The sequence below is a fragment of the Corynebacterium sp. HMSC067D03 genome, from assembly GCF_001811185.1.
Classification (GTDB): Bacteria; Actinomycetota; Actinomycetes; order Mycobacteriales; family Mycobacteriaceae; genus Corynebacterium; species Corynebacterium coyleae.
Map to the genome: position 1 here is coordinate 83882 of NZ_KV803780.1, position 17828 is coordinate 101709.

Genomic DNA, 17828 nt, shown 5'->3' on the forward strand with positions numbered 1-17828 from the left:
GCCTGAAGCCGGATAGCATGGCACGAATGAGTGACAACACGCGGCCTGTACCGGGTCCCCCCAGCGGTAAGGGGGGATCCGGCGGGCGGCGTCGTCCGCGGAAGCGCCGCGGCGGCCAGAATAAAAACCAGCAGGGCCAAGACAAGAACCAATCAGAAGGCGGCGACAAGCCGAAGAAGAAGCAACACCGTCGCCGTAACCCGAACAACCGCCGGAGGGGCGGGCGCGGGAATCAGCGGAACCGAAACCGCAACCAGCATCGCCGTCATTCGCAGTACAACCGCCAGCACGACTCTTCGATGGAGGTGCGCGACGAGACCTCGGCCGGTGGTCTGGTGGTCTCCGGTATGGCGGAGGCTGTCGGCCCGGACGGCAAGGTAGACATGAGCCGCATCTACGTCGCGCTGATTGGCCGGCTGGATCGCCGTGGGCGGTTGTTGTGGTCGATGCCGAAGGGCCACGTCGAGGATGGCGAGCACCAGTGGCGCACCGCAGAGCGTGAGGTCTGGGAGGAGACCGGTATTACCGGCGAGGCCTTCGACACCCTGGGCACCATTGATTACTGGTTTGTGTCCGACGGAGTACGGATCCACAAGACGGTGCACCACAACCTGCTGCGGTTTGTGGACGGCGTGTTTAACGACGAAGACCCGGAGGTCACCGAAGTGGCCTGGGTGCCCATGAGCGAGTTGATGGAGCACCTTGCGTATGCCGACGAGCGCAAACTGGCGCGTATCGCGTTTGACCGGATGCCTGAGCTGGCTCGGAAGGAAGTCGCCGCCGGAAGGTCTACCCCGCGATGATTCGGCCGATTTCCCGTCTAGCTGCGGCCGCGGTTGCGGTGGCGCTGGCGGTCCCGTCAGCGACCCCGGCTCGCGCGGTGCCTGCGGTGCCGGTGAGCCCGAAGAACCCTGAGGTTGCGGAGCAGTGGGTCAACCCGGCGGTGCGCCCGGGTGAGGGCCAGCTCGCGCGCGTGTCGCTTATCGACGCCCCCGCAGTCGTCTCCGCGCACGATCCGTTTCACGTGAAACTTCGCGTGACCAATCAGACCGACACAACCCTCGAGGGCCTCAAAGTGCTCACGCGTCGCGCCGCGCCGGTGGGCTCCGTCTCCGAGCAGCGCGTGGCCGCCGTCGCCGGGGTGGGGGAGTACAGCGTTGTGGGCGACGAGGTGGTCGTGGATACCCGGCTGCGCCCCGGCGAAAGCGCCGAGCTGTCGCTGCAGATGACCGCGCCCGGCGGCATCGGCGTGTACCCGATGATGCTGCAACTTATCGACGACACCAGCGCCACCCTGGACACCGACCGCTTCCACTTGGCCGTGCGCGGGTCGGCCGACGACGTCGAACCGGGCGGGCTGACCGCCCTGTACCCGGTCTCCGCTCCGGTGAATATCGTGCCGGGAGAGACCGGCGAGGCCCCCGAGGACCCGCCGCTGGTGCTGCAGAGCGACGCACTGGCGGAACAACTCGCGCCCGGCGGGCGCTTGGACACCCTGGTGGAGCAGTACCGCAAGGCGGTGGAAACCCCTGAGGTTGGCTACGCCACCTGCATGGCGCTCGACCCGGCGCTGGTGGACACAGTGGACCGCATGACCGGCGGCTACACCGTCAGTGATTCGCGCCCCGCCGTGGTGGAGGAACCGAAGCGTCTGCGCGACAGCTGGGGTTCGAACGACGACACGCACCGCACCCCAGGTTCCGGGGCCGAGGACGCGAAGGCGTGGCTGGACAAAGTGCGCGAGATCGCCGCGACCGGCTGCACCGTGGCGCTGCCGTGGGCGAACGCGGACCTCAACGCGGTGGCGCGTACGGGTGATCCGTGGCTGATGCGCGAGGCCGTCGAGCGCGGCCCGTTTGTGCTGCAGCGGGTGCTGGGCACGGCAGGCACGATCAATACGGTGGTCGCCGGCACCGGCTACATCGAGGCGGGCGCCGGGCCGGCGCTTGGCTGGGCGGACCACACCCGCTCCACGGTGTTCGACGGCGGGATGCACGCCGCGTGGGAGGCGGCCCAAGCTGACAGCGCGCCCGACGCCGAAGCCAACTCCCACCAGAGCGCGCTCGAACGCGCGGAGCTCGCAGACTTCTCGGGCGCGGCGGCGCCGGTGCCGGAGGTGCCGGTGCAGGTGCTCGTCGCAAAGCCTGCGGATGCGCAACGTTTCACGTGGAACACTGCCGGCGTGATGGAGGTCGGGTACCAGGATTCGCTGGCCGCGGTGCTAGCGGCGACGGGGGAGTACCCGGACACGCCGGGGTATTCCAACCCGGGCCTGCGTTTCGACTACACCCGGGATTCCAATACCGCGCGCGATGTGAACGCCGCAGCAGCAATGCGGCTTGCCGCCCAGAGCGCCACCACGGGTGAGGGCGACGCACCGACCCAACCCGTGATGATCAACCCGCCGGCAACGTGGGACGCGAAAACCGCCGCGGTGCTCCTGGGCACGGTCGCGGGCCTGATCGCCGACGGAACCTCCCGCCCGATCTCGTTCGGCGACTACCTCGCCGCCCCGCCGGAGGTCCCACCCGCCGACACCACGGCCACATTCTCGGACCCCGCCGCCTTCACCGACGCGGAAATCCTGCAGGTCACACAGCAAAACAGCTTCATCAACGACATCACCGCGCTCATGGCCCCCGACCCGGCCATCGCGCTGACCCGCTACGGCTTCACCCTGCCGCTGCGCCGCGACATGCTCGTCGCGCTCAGCACCAACAGACGCAGGGCACTTTCGCTTTACGACGACGCCGTGCGCGCCACCGGCGACCGCCTCGCCGCCAGCCGGGCAACGCTGAACGATCTGCGCGATTCCGTGACGTTGATTCCGCCGGGAAACGTGTACACCAGGGCGTCGTCGTCAAGCCCACTGCTCATCGTCGCCCAAAACGGCATGCCGCTGCCGGTCCAAACCCAGATCCGATACTGGGGGCCCGAGGGCGCGAAACTGAACGTGCCGGGGACGCTGAAAATCCCCGCACGCGGCTCCGTCACCGTCCAGATGATCGCCGACCTGCCCGACAACAACCGCGGCACCGACCTGCAGCTTTACCTCGCGGGTGCCTCGGCCCAACCGATCTCGCGCCCGGTGGACATCTCCGTGCGCACTGCCGGGCTCCAACTCGGCGGGTGGGCGCTCGCCGGCGCGCTGATCGCCGCGATGCTGGCGCTCCTGCTCATCACCCGCAGGAAAGCACCGCCGAACAGGCGCCCAACCAAACGCCCACCACCCAGCAACCCACGTGAACGGAGACAGCCGTGACAGCACAGGACAACAGCCAGCCCGAGGCTGGCCTGCGCCGCCGCATCGTCGCCCCGGCACCACCGGCGCCAGTACCGGCCCCGCGCGAGCCGAAGCCGCCCACCCCGGCGGCAACCGGCCTGCCGGACAAGTCCCTGCTGACCACCAGCCCCAAGGGCGAGACCATCGCCCCGCCGCCGACGGCTGACGACGCCGCCGCTGTCGCCACAGCCGCGACAAGCGTTGCGGTCGCCGAGCCCGCCGAGCCTGCCGAGGACACCGAACCCAGCGAGGGCGAAAAGGTCGTCCGCGCCACCGGCTCCATGGCAATTGCCACGCTGATCTCGCGCATCACCGGCTTCATCCGCACCGTGCTCATCGGTGCGGCGCTCGGCGAGGTTGTCGCCTCCGCGTTCAACACCGCCAACACGCTGCCGAACCTGATCACCGAGATCGTGCTCGGATCGGTGCTCACCGCACTGGTCGTGCCGGTGCTGGTCCGCGCGGAGAAAGAGGACGCCGACCACGGCGCCGCCTTCATCCGTCGCCTGTTCACGCTCACGCTCACACTGATGACGGTGGTCACGCTGCTCGCCGTCGTCGGCGCGCCGTGGCTGACCGAGATGATGCTGGACGAGGACTCCACAGGCAACCTCGTCCAAACCACATCCTTTGCCTACCTGCTGCTGCCGCAGATCTTCTTCTACGGCATGTTCTCCCTGTTCATGGCAATCCTGAACACGAAGGAACACTTCCGGCCAGGCGCGTGGGCGCCGGTGGCGAACAACGTCGTCTCCATCGCCGTGCTGGTGGCGTATATGGCGTTGCCGGGGACGTTGAATCCGGCGGCGCCGTCGTCGATAAGCAATCCGCACGTCCTGCTGCTTGGCCTGGGCACCACCGCAGGCGTAGTGGTGCAGTGCCTGATCATGCTGCCCGCACTGCGGAAACTGGGCATCGACCTGCGACCGCTGTGGGGTATCGACGAGCGCCTCAAGCAGTTCGGCGGCATGGCCCTGGCCATCATCACCTACGTGGCGATCAGCCAGCTGGGCTACGTGATCACCACCCGCATCGCGTTCGCGGCGGACCCGGCGGCACAGTTCATCTACCAACAGCACTGGATGCTGCTGCAGATGCCATACGGCATCATCGGCGTGACCCTGCTGACCGCGATCATGCCGCGCCTGTCGCGCAACGCCGCCGATGGCGACGACAAGGCCGTTGTGCACGACCTGACCATGGGCACCAAACTGACGTTTATCGCCCTGCTGCCGATCATCGTGTTCATGACGGCGCTCGGCCCTGACATCGCCAGCGCCCTGTTCGCCTACGGCTCATTTAGCGACGAAGCCGCCTACACCCTCGGCCTGACCATCAGCGCCGCCGCGTTCACGCTCATCCCGTACGCGCTGGTCATGCTGCACCTGCGTGTGTTCTACGCGCGCGAGGAGGCCTGGACGCCGACGTTCATCATCGCCGGCATCACCGGCACCAAAATTGCGCTGTCCATGCTGGCGCCGACCATCGCCAGCGAGCCGGGCCACGTGGTCATCCTGCTGGGCGCCGCGAACGGGTTCGGCTTCGTGGCCGGCGCGATCATCGGTGCGCTGCTACTGCGCCGCAAGCTTGGCACCCTGCAGTTCCGTGAGGTGCTACGCACGTCCCTGTGGGCCATCGGTGCGTCCGCCGTCGGTGTTGCCGCGGTGTTCGGCGTGCGCTGGTTGCTTCGCGACGTCGCCGGCCTCCACCTCCCGGAAGCCCTTGGGCGCATGATCGGTGCGCCGTCGCTGGGATCGCTGATCGAGATCGCATTGCTCGGCGTGCTGTTCCTCATCGTCACCGGCGTCGTGCTGTCGCGCTCCGGCCTGCCTGAGGTGCAGAACCTGGGCTCCGCCGTGGGCCGCATTCCGGGCCTGGGCCGGTTCATCACCGCGGATGCCGACCGCGGCCTCGAAGTGGGCCAGGTGGACCCGCGCGAGATGTCCAACCAGTTCCTCGCCGCCGACACCTTCAACGCCTCCCCGGTACCACCGCCGATGTCCGCCGGTGTCGTCCGCGGCCCACGCCTTGTGCCAGGTGCGTCCGTGTCCGACGGCCGGTTCCGCCTCATCCGCGACCACGGCGCCACCTCCAGCGCACGCTTCTGGCAGGCCCGCGAGATTGCCACCGGACGGGACGTCGCCCTGACGTTCGTGGACACCACCGGTGCCGCCCCCATGGCGCCCGCCACCCCGCGCGAGGCCGCCCTCCAGGCCGCCGGTATCGCGCGCCGTACCCGCCAGCTGGTCAACATGCACCTGCCGGCGCTGCCGGACCACGTGGAGATCCTGTCGTTCCGCTCCGGCGCCGTTGTGGTGTCCGACTGGATCGAGGGCTCCTCGGTGAAGGCTGTTGCGGAGTCGGGCCAGACGCTGCACACGGAGGCCGTCGCCAATGCACTCGTGCCGCTGGCTGCTGCGCTGGCCACCGCGCACGAGGCCGGCGTGCCGCTGGGTCTGGACAACCGCCAGCAGTTGCGTATTGATACAGACGGCATCGTGCGCCTCGCATTCCCGGCCGTCCTGCCGGATGCGACAAAGCCGACCGACGCCGAGGCGTTCGCCGCCGCCCTGGAGTTGCTGACCTCCAACGTCACCTCCGACGACCTCGCCGAGATCACCGCACGCACGCGAGCGCTTGTCGACGCCGACGCCGTCGACCAAGCCGCCTTCCGCGAAATCGCCACCGCCCTGAAGGAAGCAGCCAACCTGCCGGGCTCGCGCCGCCACAGCGAGGAAGACGACACCCCGACCGACACCATCCCCGTCGTCGAGGTGCCCGAGTCCGTCGAGCCCGTGCCCGAGCACGTGGAGGACCCGGACGTCATCCACGGTGGCTTCGGCAGCGGCCGCACCAAGCCGTTGACAATCGCGCTGGTCACCCTGGTGGCCGTGGCTGCCGCAGTGGCGATCGGTGTGCTGACGACCTACCTGGTGGACATCGTCTCCGGGGAGGAAGAAGAGGAAGCCGTCGCGACATCCTCCGTGGCGCCCGCCCCACGCGTACCCGTGCTCATCGCACCGCTGGAGGCCACTGCCGCTGGCTCTGCTGGCTCTTCCGGCTCTGATGCTCACGCCGCCGTTGACGGTGATCGGGCCACGAAGTGGGAGGTCGGAGGGGATCTCGTCGTCAAGCAAAGCAACGGTCAGCCGTTCGACCTCGAGCAAGTGCTTATCGACGCCTCCGGCGCAACCGGCGCAACCTTCACCATCTCCGGCGTGCCCGCGGGTGGTCAAGCGCCTGTGGTGCTGTCGGAGGGCACGGTGCGCACCGGCCAGATCAGTGCCGATGTGGACTACACCGGCGCGCTGACCGAGGTCATCATCTCCTTCACCCCGGCGGAACAGAAACCGCTCGAAATTTCGGAAGTTTCGTTAGCAGGGCATGTGGATGTCCAATAGATTGTGCAATTGACCCCTTCCCTTCGGGGCGGGGGTCGTGCACACTGGGGGTCAACACTTTTCTGGGGGGAATCATGGATTACCGCAATGACCGGGCTCTAGTCGCCCAATACCTCGACGGGGACCGACGAGCGTTCAGGCAGATCGTCAAACGCCACCACAAAGCCATGTACTACGTGGCCCGCAACTACACGCGCAACGACCAAGACGCGCAGGACATCGTCCAGGACGCGTTCTTCAAGGCGGCACGCAGCCTGCACACCTACCGCGGGGAAGCGAAGCTATCCACGTGGCTGCACCGCATGACCATCAACGCCGCCATCGACCACCAACGCAAGTTCACGCGCGCGGGCGCACAGGCGAGTCTTGACGACGACGCCGTGGCCGTCAGCAGCGACATGAACAAATACCTCGCCTACAACCCCATGGAGGCCATGGAACGCACCATCGCGATGCGCCAGGCGCTCAACGTGTTGCCGTCGGGGCAGCGTAAGGCACTGTGGCTGATCGATGTCGCAGGCATGTCCGTCGAGCACGCCGCCCACGAATTAGGCGTGAAACCGGGCACCGTGAAGTCCCGGAGATACCGTGCCCGGGAGGCAGTAGCTGCAGCAATCGGGGAGAGGTTAACAAGCAGCTAGACTCACCGATATGAACTTCTCCGGATTCAATTTCGTTACCCCGCAGACCGACGAAAGCGGCGATTCCGCAACGGAACCCGCCACCGCCCGCACCGATGTAGACACCATCCACGATGTGATCATCATCGGCTCCGGACCGGCCGGCTACACCGCCGCGCTCTACGCCGCTCGCGCCGAGCTCAAGCCCCTCGTATTCGAGGGTTACGAGTTCGGCGGCGAACTCATGAACACCACCGACGTGGAGAACTTCCCCGGCTTCCCCGAGGGCGTGCTCGGCCCAGACCTGATGGGCAACATGCGCGAGCAGGCCGAAAAGTTTGGTGCAGACCTGCGCCCTGAACTGGTAGACCGCGTGGACTTCTCCGGCGAGATTAAGAAAGTGTTCGTGGACGACGAGGAGTTCCACGCCCGCGCCGTCATCCTTGCCACCGGTGCAGCCCCACGCCACCTGGGCATCCCGGGCGAGGCCGAACTGACCGGCCGTGGCGTGTCCACCTGCGCCACCTGCGACGGTTTCTTCTTCAAAGACCAGCACATCGCCGTCGTCGGTGGTGGCGACTCCGCAATGGAGGAAGCAACCTTCCTGACCAAGTTTGGCTACAAGGTCACCCTGATCCACCGTTCGGAGAACTTCCGTGCCTCCGCCATCATGCTGGAGCGCGCGCGACAGAACGAGAAGATCGAGTTTGTCACCAACACCGTCGTCGAGTCCGTCGTTGAGGCAGACGGCAAGGTTGGCGGACTGAACGTACGCAACGTGGAAACCGGCGAAGAGTCCGTCCTGGATGCCACCGCGTTGTTCGTTGCTATTGGCCACGATCCGCGTTCCGGCTTCCTGGAGGGCCAGGTTGCTGTAGACGAGGGCGGTTACGTGTCGGTGGAGGATCCGTCGACACGCACCAGCGTCGCCGGCGTGTTCGCCTGCGGTGACCTGGTGGACAAGACCTACCGTCAGGCCATCACGGCGGCTGGTTCGGGCTGCCGTGCCGCGTTGGACGCACAGCACTATCTCGCGGAGCTGTAAACTAACGGCCATGAGCGCACCAGTAGATGTCACCCAGGCCACCTTCAAGAGCGAGGTCATCGAGTCCGACACCCCGGTTCTCGTGGACTTCTGGGCAGAGTGGTGCGGCCCGTGCCGCAAACTCTCCCCGTTGCTCGATGAGATCGCGTCGGAGATGGCAGGCCAGGTTAAGGTAGCCAAGGTCAACGTGGACAACGAGCGCACCCTGGGCGCAATGTTCCAGGTCATGTCCATTCCGACCGTGCTGCTGTTCAAGGACGGTAAGCGCGTCGATGAGTTTGTGGGTCTGCGTCCGAAGTCGGAGATCGTCGCTAAGATCCAGGCGCAGCTCGACGCGTAAGCTGTTGTAGTTGGTTTTGTTTTTTCGACCGGGAAAGTTAGGTGCTTAGTGCAAGACTTGCTGCACGTTGGCGACTCCAGCACGCGGGTTGCCGAGGTTCGGTTGTCGCTGGCCCGCCTCGGTCTCCTCGACGGATACGAAGGCGAAATCGATAGCACGCGTCGCTTCACCGAAAGCGAGATGCTTTTCGACGACACCCTCGCCGAAGCCCTCAAAGCCTTCCAACAATCTCGCGGCATTTTGCCGTCTGGCTCCATCGACGACCTGACGCTTCGCGAGCTGCGCGAAGCCTCCTACACGTTGGGCGCACGCGTGCTGAGCTACCAGCCGGGCCAAGAAATGGTCGGCGACGACGTGGGTCAGCTGCAGACACAGCTTCACGAGCTCGGCTTCTACGCCAACCGCATCGACGGCCGCTTCGGCCCCGCGACCTACGAAGCGTTGATGAACTACCAGTTGAACTCCGGTTTGGAGGACGACGGTGTCTGCGGCCCCGACACGTTGCATGCATTGTCCCTGCTTGGCCGCCGCATCACCGGAGGTTCCGCCCAGGCGATCCGTGAGCGCGAAACCGTCCGCCAGGCCGGCCCGAACCTCGCCGGTAAGCGCGTAGTCATCGACCCTGACCTCGGTGGTTCCGACAAGGGCCTGGTTGTGGAGGGCCCGTATGGTCCCATCACGGAGGAGGAGATCCTCTGGGACCTCGCCCAGCGCATCGAGGGCCGCATGGTCGCCACCGGCATGGAAACCATCCTGTCCCGCCCGCGCGGCGACAACCCGTCCAACAAGCACCGCGCCGACCTGGCCAACGGCTTCAACGCCGACCTGCTGATCTCACTGCGTCTGGATTCCTACCCAAACGAGAAGGCCAACGGCGTTGCCACCTTCTACTTCGGCTCCGAGCACGGCAGCTCCTCGATGACCGGCGAAACCCTGTCCGGTTACATCCAGCGCGAGATCGCCGCCCGCACTGACCTGCAGAATTGCCGAAACCACGCCCGCACCTGGGAGATGCTGCGGATGACCCGCATGCCGTCGGTGGAGCTCGTGGCCGGCTACCTCACCAACCCGGGCGACCTGGCCGTACTTACCGACCCCGCCCAGCGCGACGCCATCGCCGAAGCCGTCGTCGTCGCCGTGAAGCGCCTCTACCTGCTGGACCACGACACCCGCCCGACAGGCACCTACTCCTTCAAGGAGCTCCTGCGCGAAGAGCAGGCCTAACCGCCCTCCCGGCTCTCGCGCCCTCCCAGGCCTCTTTTACCCAAATAGTTCCCGTCCTGGGAACTATTTCGGCTTTCCGGGCCCAAATAGTTCAATTCACCCAGGTCGCGCCGTCGCGGGCCGAAAATAGTTCCCGGACCTAACGCGATCTGCCGATTTCCGTGGAACTTTTTTGGTGAGGGGAGCGGCAACGGCCTCGATCGCGACCTCTATCGCGGCAGCAGTCGCCCGTCGCCCGTCGGCCGGCACCCAGTCACTGACACATTGCGGCAGAATCTGTCAGCCGCAGGTAAACGTGCAGGTCAGACACGACCCTGACAAAGTCCGGCAGAATCTGTCAGAACCGGCTGCCGGTGGCGGACACCGCTAGGCAGCGTGGCAGGCCGACAGCGGGCATGCGGACACCGCGGGCGCACAGGCGACCCAAACCAACCGCCCAAACCAGCCGCCTAAAACCCCTAGTCGGTGCCTTGGATGAGCCCCATGATGCGCTCGAAGTCGTCCTTGTCGCCGAACTCGACGACGATCTTGCCCTTGCGCTTGCCCATGGTGACGGAGACTTTGGTGTCCCAGATGTCGGCAAGCGAGTCGGCGGCCTGGGTGAGGTACTCCGGCTGGGGGAGAGGTTGGCGCTTCGGCTTGTCGGGCACCTTGCCGCCTGCGTTGATCATGGATACGGCCTCTTCGGTGGCGCGCACGGACAGGCCTTCGGCGACGATGCGGTCGGCGAGTTGGGCCTGGGCGTCGGTGGTGTCGTCGCCAAGTTTGATGCCCAAAAGCGCACGGGCGTGGCCGGCGGACAGCACACCGGCGGCGACGCGGCGCTGCACCGGAACCGGCAGCTTGAGCAGGCGGATCGCGTTGGTGATCACGGGGCGGGAGCGGCCGAGCCGGTCGGCGAGTTGTTCTTGGGTGACGCCGAACTCGTCGAGAAGTTGCTGGTAGGCGGCAGCTTCTTCGAGTGGATTCAACTGCACGCGGTGGATGTTTTCCAGCAGTGCGTCGCGGAGCATGTCCTCGTCGGAGGTTTCGCGCACGATCGCCGGGATGTGCTTGAGGCCTGCCTTGGAGGAGGCGCGCCAACGGCGCTCGCCCATGATGAGTTCAAAGCCTTCGGGGGTGTCGCGTACGACGATGGGTTGGAGGAGGCCGAACTCGCGGATGGAGTGGACCAGTTCGGCGAGCTCATCCTCGTCGAAGACCTGGCGTGGCTGCTTCGGGTTCGGGATGATCTGGCCGATCGGGATTTCCTGGTATCGGGCGCCCACCGGCACCGGCTGCATGACGTTGTCCTGCTTCGCAGTAACGGTCGGCGCGCCCTTCACAGCCCGCGGCGCACCCTTCGGCGCCCCCTTAGGCGCTCCCTTCTTCGCAGCACCAGAACCAGCGCCCTTGTCCTGCTTGCCGAAGATCACGTCGGAGGCGTTGCCGCCGATGCCGGGGGTTTTGCCGTTCTTGTCAATGTCTGCGGGTGCCGACGGGATCAGTGCTGCCAGTCCGCGGCCGAGGCCGCCTTTGCGTTCTGCCATGGTTTAGTCCTCCTCGGAAGAGCTGTCGAGTTGGGCGGAGACTTCCGGGCTCACGCCAATTGGGCCGGTGGTGGGGTGGGGTTGGTAGTCGCCGCGCAGCGCGAGTTCTTTGGCTGCGTCGAAGTAGGCGAGTGCTCCGCGGGAGCCGGGGTCGTAGTCGATGACGGTCTGGCCGTAGCCCGGCGCTTCGGAGACCTTCACGGAGCGGGGGATGACGTTGTTCAGCACAACTTGGCCGAATTGGCCGCGGACCTCGTCGGCGACGTCGGCCGCGAGGCGCGTGCGGGCGTCGTACATGGTCAGCAGGATCGCGGAGATGTGCAGGTTGTGGTTGAGGTGTTCGCGGATCATGCCGATGTTGCCCAGCAGCTGCCCCACGCCTTCGAGTGCGTAGTACTCGCATTGGATGGGGATGAGTACTTCGTCGACGGCGGTCATCGCGTTGATGGTCAGCAGCCCGAGCGAGGGTGGGCAGTCGATGAAGACGTAGTCGAAGCCGTGTTCTTGCATGAAACCGCGGCGGATGGCGTCGTGCAGCCGGTATTCGCGGCGCACCATGGACACCAGCTCGATTTCCGCGCCGGCGAGGTCGATGGTGGCGGGGATGCAGAACAGGTTCTCGTTGTCTGCGTGCGCCTGCACGGCATCGGCGGCGTCGGCCTCACCGATGAGCACCTCGTAGCTGGAGGTGGTGCCGGAGGTGTGCTCGGCGCCGAGCGCGGTGGAGGCGTTGCCCTGCGGATCCAGGTCGATCACCAGCACTTTCATGCCCTGGCGGCTCAGTGACGCCGCGAGGTTGACGCTGGTTGTGGTTTTGCCGACGCCGCCTTTTTGGTTGGCAACGGTGATCACGCGCGGCTGGTCGGGTCGCGGGAGCGTTTCGCTTCTCGACGACACCCTCGCCGCCCGCATCGCCTCCTCCATCAAAGGCGTGTCATCGTAGTGATCCACTTATTCCCCCTTCTTCTTGCGGGTGATGCGGATTAGGGTGGTTGGCTGTTCAAGCGTAGTCGCACCCACGGTGAGAATCTCGGGATCCTTACCGCCAGCCTTGGCGATGAGCTTGGCGTCGCGTTCCAGCTCCTCGGCGACGGATTCGCCCTTCATGGCGATCATGGCCCCACCGCCCTGCAGCAGCGGAAGCGACCAGCCGGCAAGTTTGCCCAAGGGTGCCACGGCGCGGGAGGTCACGGCGTCGAAGGATGCCTTCGGCTGCTCCTCGGCGCGGCCACGGATGACGGTGACGTTGTCCAGGCCGAGCTCCTCGGTGATCTCGCGCAGGTAGGTGGAGCGCTTCAGCAGCGGCTCGATGAGCGTGATCTTCAGGTCCGGCCGAGCGATCGCCAGCGGGATGCCGGGCAGCCCGGCGCCGGAGCCGATGTCAGCCACCTTCAGCCCCTCTTGGAAGGCCTCCGAGATCACCGCGCAGTTCAGGATGTGGCGCTCCCACAGGCGCGCGACTTCCTTGGGGCCAATAAAGCCACGCTCGGCGGCTGTGGTGGCCAGCGACTGGTGGTAGGCCTCGGCTAATGCGAGGCGATCTCCGAAAACTTGGGCTGCGGCTGCAGGGGACGTATCCGACATGCACAACACTGTAGTCGGCTCCACGACACGGCCCCACACCATATATATGGGCATGAAAAATGCCCCGGGTGAAGCCGGGGCGTCGTCGATAAGCAAATGCTTACTTGCCTTGCTTGCGCTGCTTCTTCGTGCGGCGATCCACCTTGCGGGCACCCGGGGCAGGCGCGGTGGTGCGCTTCATCTCCACCTTGCGGGCCTCCTCGGCAGCCTCCTCGGCGTCCATCTTGTTGTTCAGGAAACGGGTCTGGAAGAAGGTCCACACGTTGTTGGTCAGCATGTAGAACAGCAGGCCGATGTGCCAGATGACACCGGTGGCCAGAATCATGATGGGGAAGAACCAGAGCATCATCTTGTTCATCATGCCCATCTGGGATTCCATCATCGCGGCCATCTCGCCCTGCGGCTTCGCGGTCTTGCCGGCAGCCTTGCGGGCGGCCTGGCGGTTGATCATGATGCGAGCGTTGAAGTGCGTAAACGCAGCACACAGCACGACCAGCGGGGCACAGACGGCGATGATGTTCGCGCGCGTCAGGTCAGCGTTACCGAAGGCTGCGAACATCTCCTCCGGCATCGACATGTACGCCGACAGCGGCACACCGAGGAAGTCCGCGTCCAGGAAGGACTGCACGTCCGACGGCGGGAAGGCGTAGTTGGCGGTGTTGCGGTTCTGCTCAACCGTGAAACCAAGACCAACGCCGCCGTCACCGGTGCGGTTGAAGGAACGCAGCACGTGCAGCAGGCCAATAAAAATTGGCATCTGCACCAGCGGCACGATGCAGGATGCCAGCGGGTTGGTACCCATCTCGCGGTAGAGCTTCTGCGTCTCCTCCGCAATTTTTTGCTGGTCGCCCTTGTACTTCTCGCGGATTTCCTGCATCCGCGGCTGCATCTCCTGCATCTTGCGGGTGGACCGCATCTGGTTCACCATCGGCTTCAGCAGCAGCAGACGCACCGTGCATGTCAGCAGCACGATGGCGAGGATCCAGGAAATACCTGAATCCTTCGGAAGGATGAAGCCGAGAACCTCGTGCCAGAACTTCAGCACCCAGGAAATCGGCCAATAAATGAAATTCAGCACGTTTCGGTGTTACTCCTCACTCAATTCGATGCTGCCCGGGACAGGGTCGTAGCCCCCCGGGTGCCAGGGTCCGCACTTGCAGATCCGGGCCGCCGCCAGCATCCCACCACGTAGAGCGCCGTGCCGAGACACAGCTTCGAGCCCATACGCGCTGCATACCGGCAGAAAACGACAGGTCCCGCCCATTTTAAGGGGTGAGAGGTATTTTTGGTAGCCGCGAATCAGCCCGACCAGCGCTTTGGCGGCCGGTCCGCGGGCGGCGGGGATTTCGCCGCCGGCGAAGTTGTAGTACGCCATTAGCGGTTCATCGCTTTGGTAATGGCGCGCTCCATGTCGCGCGCGAGGTCATCGCTGGTTGCGGTGGCAGACTTCGGCAGGGCGCGAATGACGACGTCGTAATTGCGCGGCAGCTTATCGACGACCCCACGTTGCACCACCACATGCCTCAACTTCCGCGACACCGCATGGCGGGTCACGGCGTTGCCGACCTGCTTAGACACCACAAGCCCGAAACGTGGGCCACCTGTGATGACCTCGTCCGGGCGTGGGTAGACATGGACCATTAATGTGCGAGACCCCGCGCGCACTCCCTGCTTCATCGCCGTTTTGAAGTCGGCGGATGAAGTGAGTTTGTGCGGGCGGGGTAGCACGATGGTTGCGTAAGACTACGCGGAAAGGTTCGCGCGGCCCTTCTTGCGGCGCGCGGAAACGATTGCGCGGCCGGCGCGGGTCTGCATACGAGCGCGGAAGCCGTGCTTGCGTGCGCGGCGACGGTTATTCGGCTGGAAAGTCCGCTTAGACACGGTGGACTCCTTGTGCGGTCATGAACGGCCGACGGCTCGTGAAAGCCTCCCGGGGTAGTAGCCGTTCCAAAGTTGAAACGAGTGCGTCGAGATTGCGGTTCGGCACCAGTGGATCGGTGCGCAGTCGCGTGCAGCGCCTTCGCCGGCTCGCCTTGGTAAGCGGCCCGGTGCCCGGCGGGGGCGGTGCTCTCGTGAAGCACGCCAGGGGTAACTGGCGTGAAGACGGGGATAAGACTACGCGAGATTTGCGGCCGCGGCCAAATCAACACTCCGGGTTTCTCATCTGGCCCGAACGGGTGCCCCCGTAATTACAAGCTTGTGTTTTTTCGCAGGTCGGGCAACGAATCGCCGAAGTTTCCTGCGGAGCAGCTGTGAGTATGGGGACACATGTTCGACGACAGGAGTTGTCCACAGTTTGGTGAATGACAAAACGTTAGACACTGCGAGGTCGGGCGGGGTAACAATGTTTCAACACCACAATCACACAGGCTGTTCATGCACAGCCCTGTGGATAACTGTGAAGTAATGGTTGAGACTTTCCCGGTTCGACGGTCATTTCCGCAGGGCAGGTCAGGTTTCTGTAATTCACACAGTTATCCACAGAGGAAAATGCACCTGTGGACAACTCCCGAATGCGAAGCTGTCCACACCTGTGGATAACATTGTGGATCGGCAGGTGAGAGCCAAGCCGATCATCCTCAGCGCTTGTGGATCAAGCGGTGAATTTGGAATTACAGGAAATTGACAGACTGGAGCGGACCTTGGCGGATCAACACCTCGAGGATCTTTGGCGTGGCATCGTCGACGAACTCCTCAGACTCTCCGAGCAACCCTCGTCCTCGGTCCCGACACTCACCCCGCAGCAGCGCGCTTACCTGCGGCTCATGAAGCCAGTCGTACTTGTCGACGGCTACGCCCTCCTCTCCGCACCACACCAAGCCGCCAAAAACGTGGTCGAAGACTCCCTTTCCCCGCACATCACAGCGCTGCTGACCTCCCACACCGGACTGCCCTACAACCTGGCCGTTTCCGTCGCCGCACCCGAGCCCGAGCCTGAACCACAACCCGAACCCGAACCGGTGCAGCCGCCCACGCCGCCGGTCCAGCAGCACTCCTGGGGCCAATCCCAAACCGTGGCGGGGGAGTACGAAGCAGAACAACCCGCCGCCGGCGAACAAATCCCAATGGGCCTCGATGAGCTGGCGCGGATGCATGCCGCTCAGGTTGAGGGGCGTCGTCGAGAAGCAGCTGCTCATCCAACAGTGGACCGCCGCATCCCGCGCGAAAAGCCAGCTCACGACCCCGACCGCGAAGCCAGCCTCAACCCGAAATACACCTTTGAAAACTTCGTCATCGGCTCCTCAAACCGCTTCGCCAACGGCGCCGCCGTCGCCGTCGCCGAAAACCCCGCCAAGGCCTACAACCCCCTCTTCATCTGGGGCGGCTCCGGCCTCGGCAAAACCCACCTGCTGCACGCCGCCGGCAACTACGCGCGCGTCCTACAGCCAGGGCTGCGTATTAAATATGTGTCGTCCGAGGAATTCACCAACGACTACATCAACTCCGTGCGCGACGACCGCCAAGAATCCTTCAAGCGGCGCTACCGCAACCTGGACATTTTGATGGTCGACGACATCCAATTCCTCGAAGGCAAAGAAGGCACCCAGGAAGAGTTCTTCCACACCTTCAACGCGCTGCACCAGGCAAACAAGCAGATCATCCTGTCGTCCGACCGCCCGCCGAAGCAGCTGACCACGCTGGAAGACCGTCTGCGTACGCGCTTCGAAGGCGGCCTGATCACCGACGTTCAGCCACCAGACCTAGAAACCCGCATCGCCATTCTGATGAAGAAGGCTGCCGCCGACGGCACCCAAGTCGACCACGCCGTGCTCGAACTCATCGCGTCGCAGTTTGAGTCGTCGATCCGCGAACTCGAAGGCGCGTTAATCCGCGTCTCCGCCTACTCTTCGCTGATCAACGAGCCAATCACCATGGAAGTTGCGCAGGTAGCACTGCGCGACATTCTTCCCGACGAAGGCGACGTGAACATCAACGCCGCCACCATCAAAGAAGCCGCCGCGGAATACTTTGAAGTCACCATGGAGCAGCTCGTCGGCGCAGGTAAAACCCGTCAGGTAGCGCACGCCCGCCAGATCGCCATGTACCTCTGCCGCGAACTCACCGACCTGTCACTGCCCAAGATCGGCGACGAGTTCGGCGGCAAAGACCACACCACCGTCATGTACGCCGACCGCAAGATCCGCAAGGAAATGACAGAAAACCGTGGCACCTACGACGAGATCCAGGAGCTCACGCAACTGGTGAAGAACCGGGCCCGCGCGCGGTAGGCGGTTGAGTTAATAGGGTTGAGTTAATAGGGGAGTCCACTCCGGTGGGCTCCCTTTTTTGTGGTTGTCGCGCCTCCCGCACGGCGTTTCCTGACAAACTTCACAAAATTTGTCAGGGTTCATTTCTGACCAGCAGCGATGCCGACGGCTGACAGATTCTGGCGGAATGTGTCAGCCAGGGAGCCTCAACAACACACCAAAACCACGCCAAACCCCACCCAACCTAGATCTATCCACAGACCTATCCACACCTGTGTAATTACACCGTTGTAATTAGGCGATCTTGGTCACAAAACGCCTTTGACCGGCTGGGGAGCGAGATGTGTACAAACGGTGGATAGCTCGGGACAAAATGTGTAATTCCAAAAAGCGCAGAAATCTATCCACAGGCGAAGGTAGTTATCCACAAGTTATCCACACCCTGAATCACAAGACGGATCGCCGAGATGACCGGCGCAGATAACGTGTAATCCACAGATTCCCCAGGACTTACTGTTGTTCCCATCTATTTACTTGTAATTCTTCTAAGAGAAAGAGAGGGTGTGCAGAACTCGCCGGGGCTTCGTCGAGAAG

The 17828-nt window shown here is 64.4% G+C and carries 15 protein-coding genes; 8 read left to right on the forward strand and 7 right to left on the reverse strand.

Features of this window, described 5'->3' with window-relative positions; translation table 11 throughout:
• Positions 1–26: 26 nt before the first annotated feature.
• The 7 genes from HMPREF2785_RS12120 to HMPREF2785_RS00385 all read left to right on the forward strand — a co-directional run bounded on the left by HMPREF2785_RS12120 (position 27) and on the right by HMPREF2785_RS00385 (position 9913).
• A complete protein-coding gene (locus tag HMPREF2785_RS12120) occupies positions 27–803 on the forward strand; it encodes an NUDIX hydrolase (protein ID WP_083284711.1) in 777 nt (258 codons plus the stop codon).
• The gene (locus HMPREF2785_RS00360) at positions 800–3262 is read left to right on the forward strand and encodes a DUF6049 family protein (RefSeq protein ID WP_070613765.1); all 2463 of its coding nucleotides are present in this window, start codon (positions 800–802) and stop codon (positions 3260–3262) included. Before HMPREF2785_RS12120 ends, HMPREF2785_RS00360 begins: the two co-directional genes overlap by 4 nt.
• On the forward strand, positions 3259–6684 hold the full coding sequence (gene murJ / locus HMPREF2785_RS00365; RefSeq protein WP_070613767.1) for a murein biosynthesis integral membrane protein MurJ: 3426 nt from the start codon (positions 3259–3261) through the stop codon (positions 6682–6684). The genes HMPREF2785_RS00360 and murJ overlap by 4 nt, the downstream gene beginning before the upstream one ends.
• Before the next feature lie 74 nt (positions 6685–6758).
• Positions 6759–7325, forward strand: a complete 567-nt coding sequence (locus HMPREF2785_RS00370) for an RNA polymerase sigma factor (RefSeq protein ID WP_070421903.1) — start codon at positions 6759–6761, stop codon at positions 7323–7325.
• A 10-nt stretch (positions 7326–7335) separates the two neighbouring features.
• Positions 7336–8349, forward strand: coding sequence for a thioredoxin-disulfide reductase (gene trxB / locus HMPREF2785_RS00375; protein ID WP_083284712.1), 1014 nt, complete (start codon positions 7336–7338; stop codon positions 8347–8349).
• A gap of 10 nt (positions 8350–8359) precedes the next feature.
• On the forward strand, positions 8360–8689 hold the full coding sequence (gene trxA, locus HMPREF2785_RS00380; RefSeq protein ID WP_070421904.1) for a thioredoxin: 330 nt from the start codon (positions 8360–8362) through the stop codon (positions 8687–8689).
• A gap of 48 nt (positions 8690–8737) precedes the next feature.
• On the forward strand, positions 8738–9913 hold the full coding sequence (locus tag HMPREF2785_RS00385) for an N-acetylmuramoyl-L-alanine amidase (RefSeq protein ID WP_070613769.1): 1176 nt from the start codon (positions 8738–8740) through the stop codon (positions 9911–9913).
• A gap of 458 nt (positions 9914–10371) precedes the next feature.
• On the opposite strand, the gene HMPREF2785_RS00390 is transcribed toward HMPREF2785_RS00385, so the two are convergent.
• The 7 genes from HMPREF2785_RS00390 to rpmH all read right to left on the reverse strand — a co-directional run bounded on the left by HMPREF2785_RS00390 (position 10372) and on the right by rpmH (position 14907).
• The gene (locus tag HMPREF2785_RS00390) at positions 10372–11442 is read right to left on the reverse strand and encodes a ParB/RepB/Spo0J family partition protein (RefSeq protein ID WP_070613771.1); all 1071 of its coding nucleotides are present in this window, start codon (positions 11440–11442) and stop codon (positions 10372–10374) included.
• A 3-nt stretch (positions 11443–11445) separates the two neighbouring features.
• Complete coding sequence (locus tag HMPREF2785_RS00395; RefSeq protein WP_092102887.1) at positions 11446–12366, reverse strand: ParA family protein; 921 nt, start codon at positions 12364–12366, stop codon at positions 11446–11448.
• 27 nt (positions 12367–12393) lie between these two features.
• Positions 12394–13026, reverse strand: coding sequence for a 16S rRNA (guanine(527)-N(7))-methyltransferase RsmG (gene rsmG / locus HMPREF2785_RS00400; protein ID WP_101732845.1), 633 nt, complete (start codon positions 13024–13026; stop codon positions 12394–12396).
• A gap of 100 nt (positions 13027–13126) precedes the next feature.
• A complete protein-coding gene (gene yidC / locus HMPREF2785_RS00405; RefSeq protein ID WP_070483320.1) occupies positions 13127–14104 on the reverse strand; it encodes a membrane protein insertase YidC in 978 nt (325 codons plus the stop codon).
• A 9-nt stretch (positions 14105–14113) separates the two neighbouring features.
• Positions 14114–14401: a membrane protein insertion efficiency factor YidD gene (gene yidD / locus HMPREF2785_RS00410; protein ID WP_070421910.1), complete on the reverse strand. Its 288-nt coding sequence runs from the start codon at positions 14399–14401 to the stop codon at positions 14114–14116.
• Positions 14401–14754 carry a ribonuclease P protein component gene (rnpA, locus tag HMPREF2785_RS00415; RefSeq protein ID WP_070568233.1) on the reverse strand — a complete coding sequence of 118 codons (354 nt, stop codon included), beginning with the start codon at positions 14752–14754 and terminating at the stop codon, positions 14401–14403. The genes yidD and rnpA overlap by 1 nt, the downstream gene beginning before the upstream one ends.
• Positions 14755–14769: 15 nt before the next feature.
• Positions 14770–14907 (reverse strand): 50S ribosomal protein L34, encoded by a 138-nt coding sequence (rpmH, locus tag HMPREF2785_RS00420; protein ID WP_070421912.1) that lies wholly within the window; start codon positions 14905–14907, stop codon positions 14770–14772.
• 761 nt (positions 14908–15668) lie between these two features.
• Here rpmH and dnaA point away from each other — a divergent pair.
• The gene (gene dnaA, locus HMPREF2785_RS00425) at positions 15669–17255 is read left to right on the forward strand and encodes a chromosomal replication initiator protein DnaA (RefSeq protein WP_070613775.1); all 1587 of its coding nucleotides are present in this window, start codon (positions 15669–15671) and stop codon (positions 17253–17255) included.
• Positions 17256–17828: the final 573 nt, after the last annotated feature.

Bases quoted from the DNA above. Each gene is read 5' to 3' on its own strand.
- HMPREF2785_RS12120 (WP_083284711.1), top strand. From the start codon at position 27: ATGAGTGACAACACGCGGCCTGTACCGGGTCCCCCCAGCGGTAAGGGG.
- HMPREF2785_RS00360 (WP_070613765.1), top strand. From the start codon at position 800: ATGATTCGGCCGATTTCCCGTCTAGCTGCGGCCGCGGTTGCGGTGGCG.
- HMPREF2785_RS00370 (WP_070421903.1), top strand. From the start codon at position 6,759: ATGGATTACCGCAATGACCGGGCTCTAGTCGCCCAATACCTCGACGGG.
- trxB (WP_083284712.1), top strand. From the start codon at position 7,336: ATGAACTTCTCCGGATTCAATTTCGTTACCCCGCAGACCGACGAAAGC.
- trxA (WP_070421904.1), top strand. From the start codon at position 8,360: ATGAGCGCACCAGTAGATGTCACCCAGGCCACCTTCAAGAGCGAGGTC.
- HMPREF2785_RS00390 (WP_070613771.1), bottom strand. From the start codon at position 11,442: ATGGCAGAACGCAAAGGCGGCCTCGGCCGCGGACTGGCAGCACTGATC.
- HMPREF2785_RS00395 (WP_092102887.1), bottom strand. From the start codon at position 12,366: ATGGAGGAGGCGATGCGGGCGGCGAGGGTGTCGTCGAGAAGCGAAACG.
- rsmG (WP_101732845.1), bottom strand. From the start codon at position 13,026: ATGTCGGATACGTCCCCTGCAGCCGCAGCCCAAGTTTTCGGAGATCGC.
- yidD (WP_070421910.1), bottom strand. From the start codon at position 14,401: ATGGCGTACTACAACTTCGCCGGCGGCGAAATCCCCGCCGCCCGCGGA.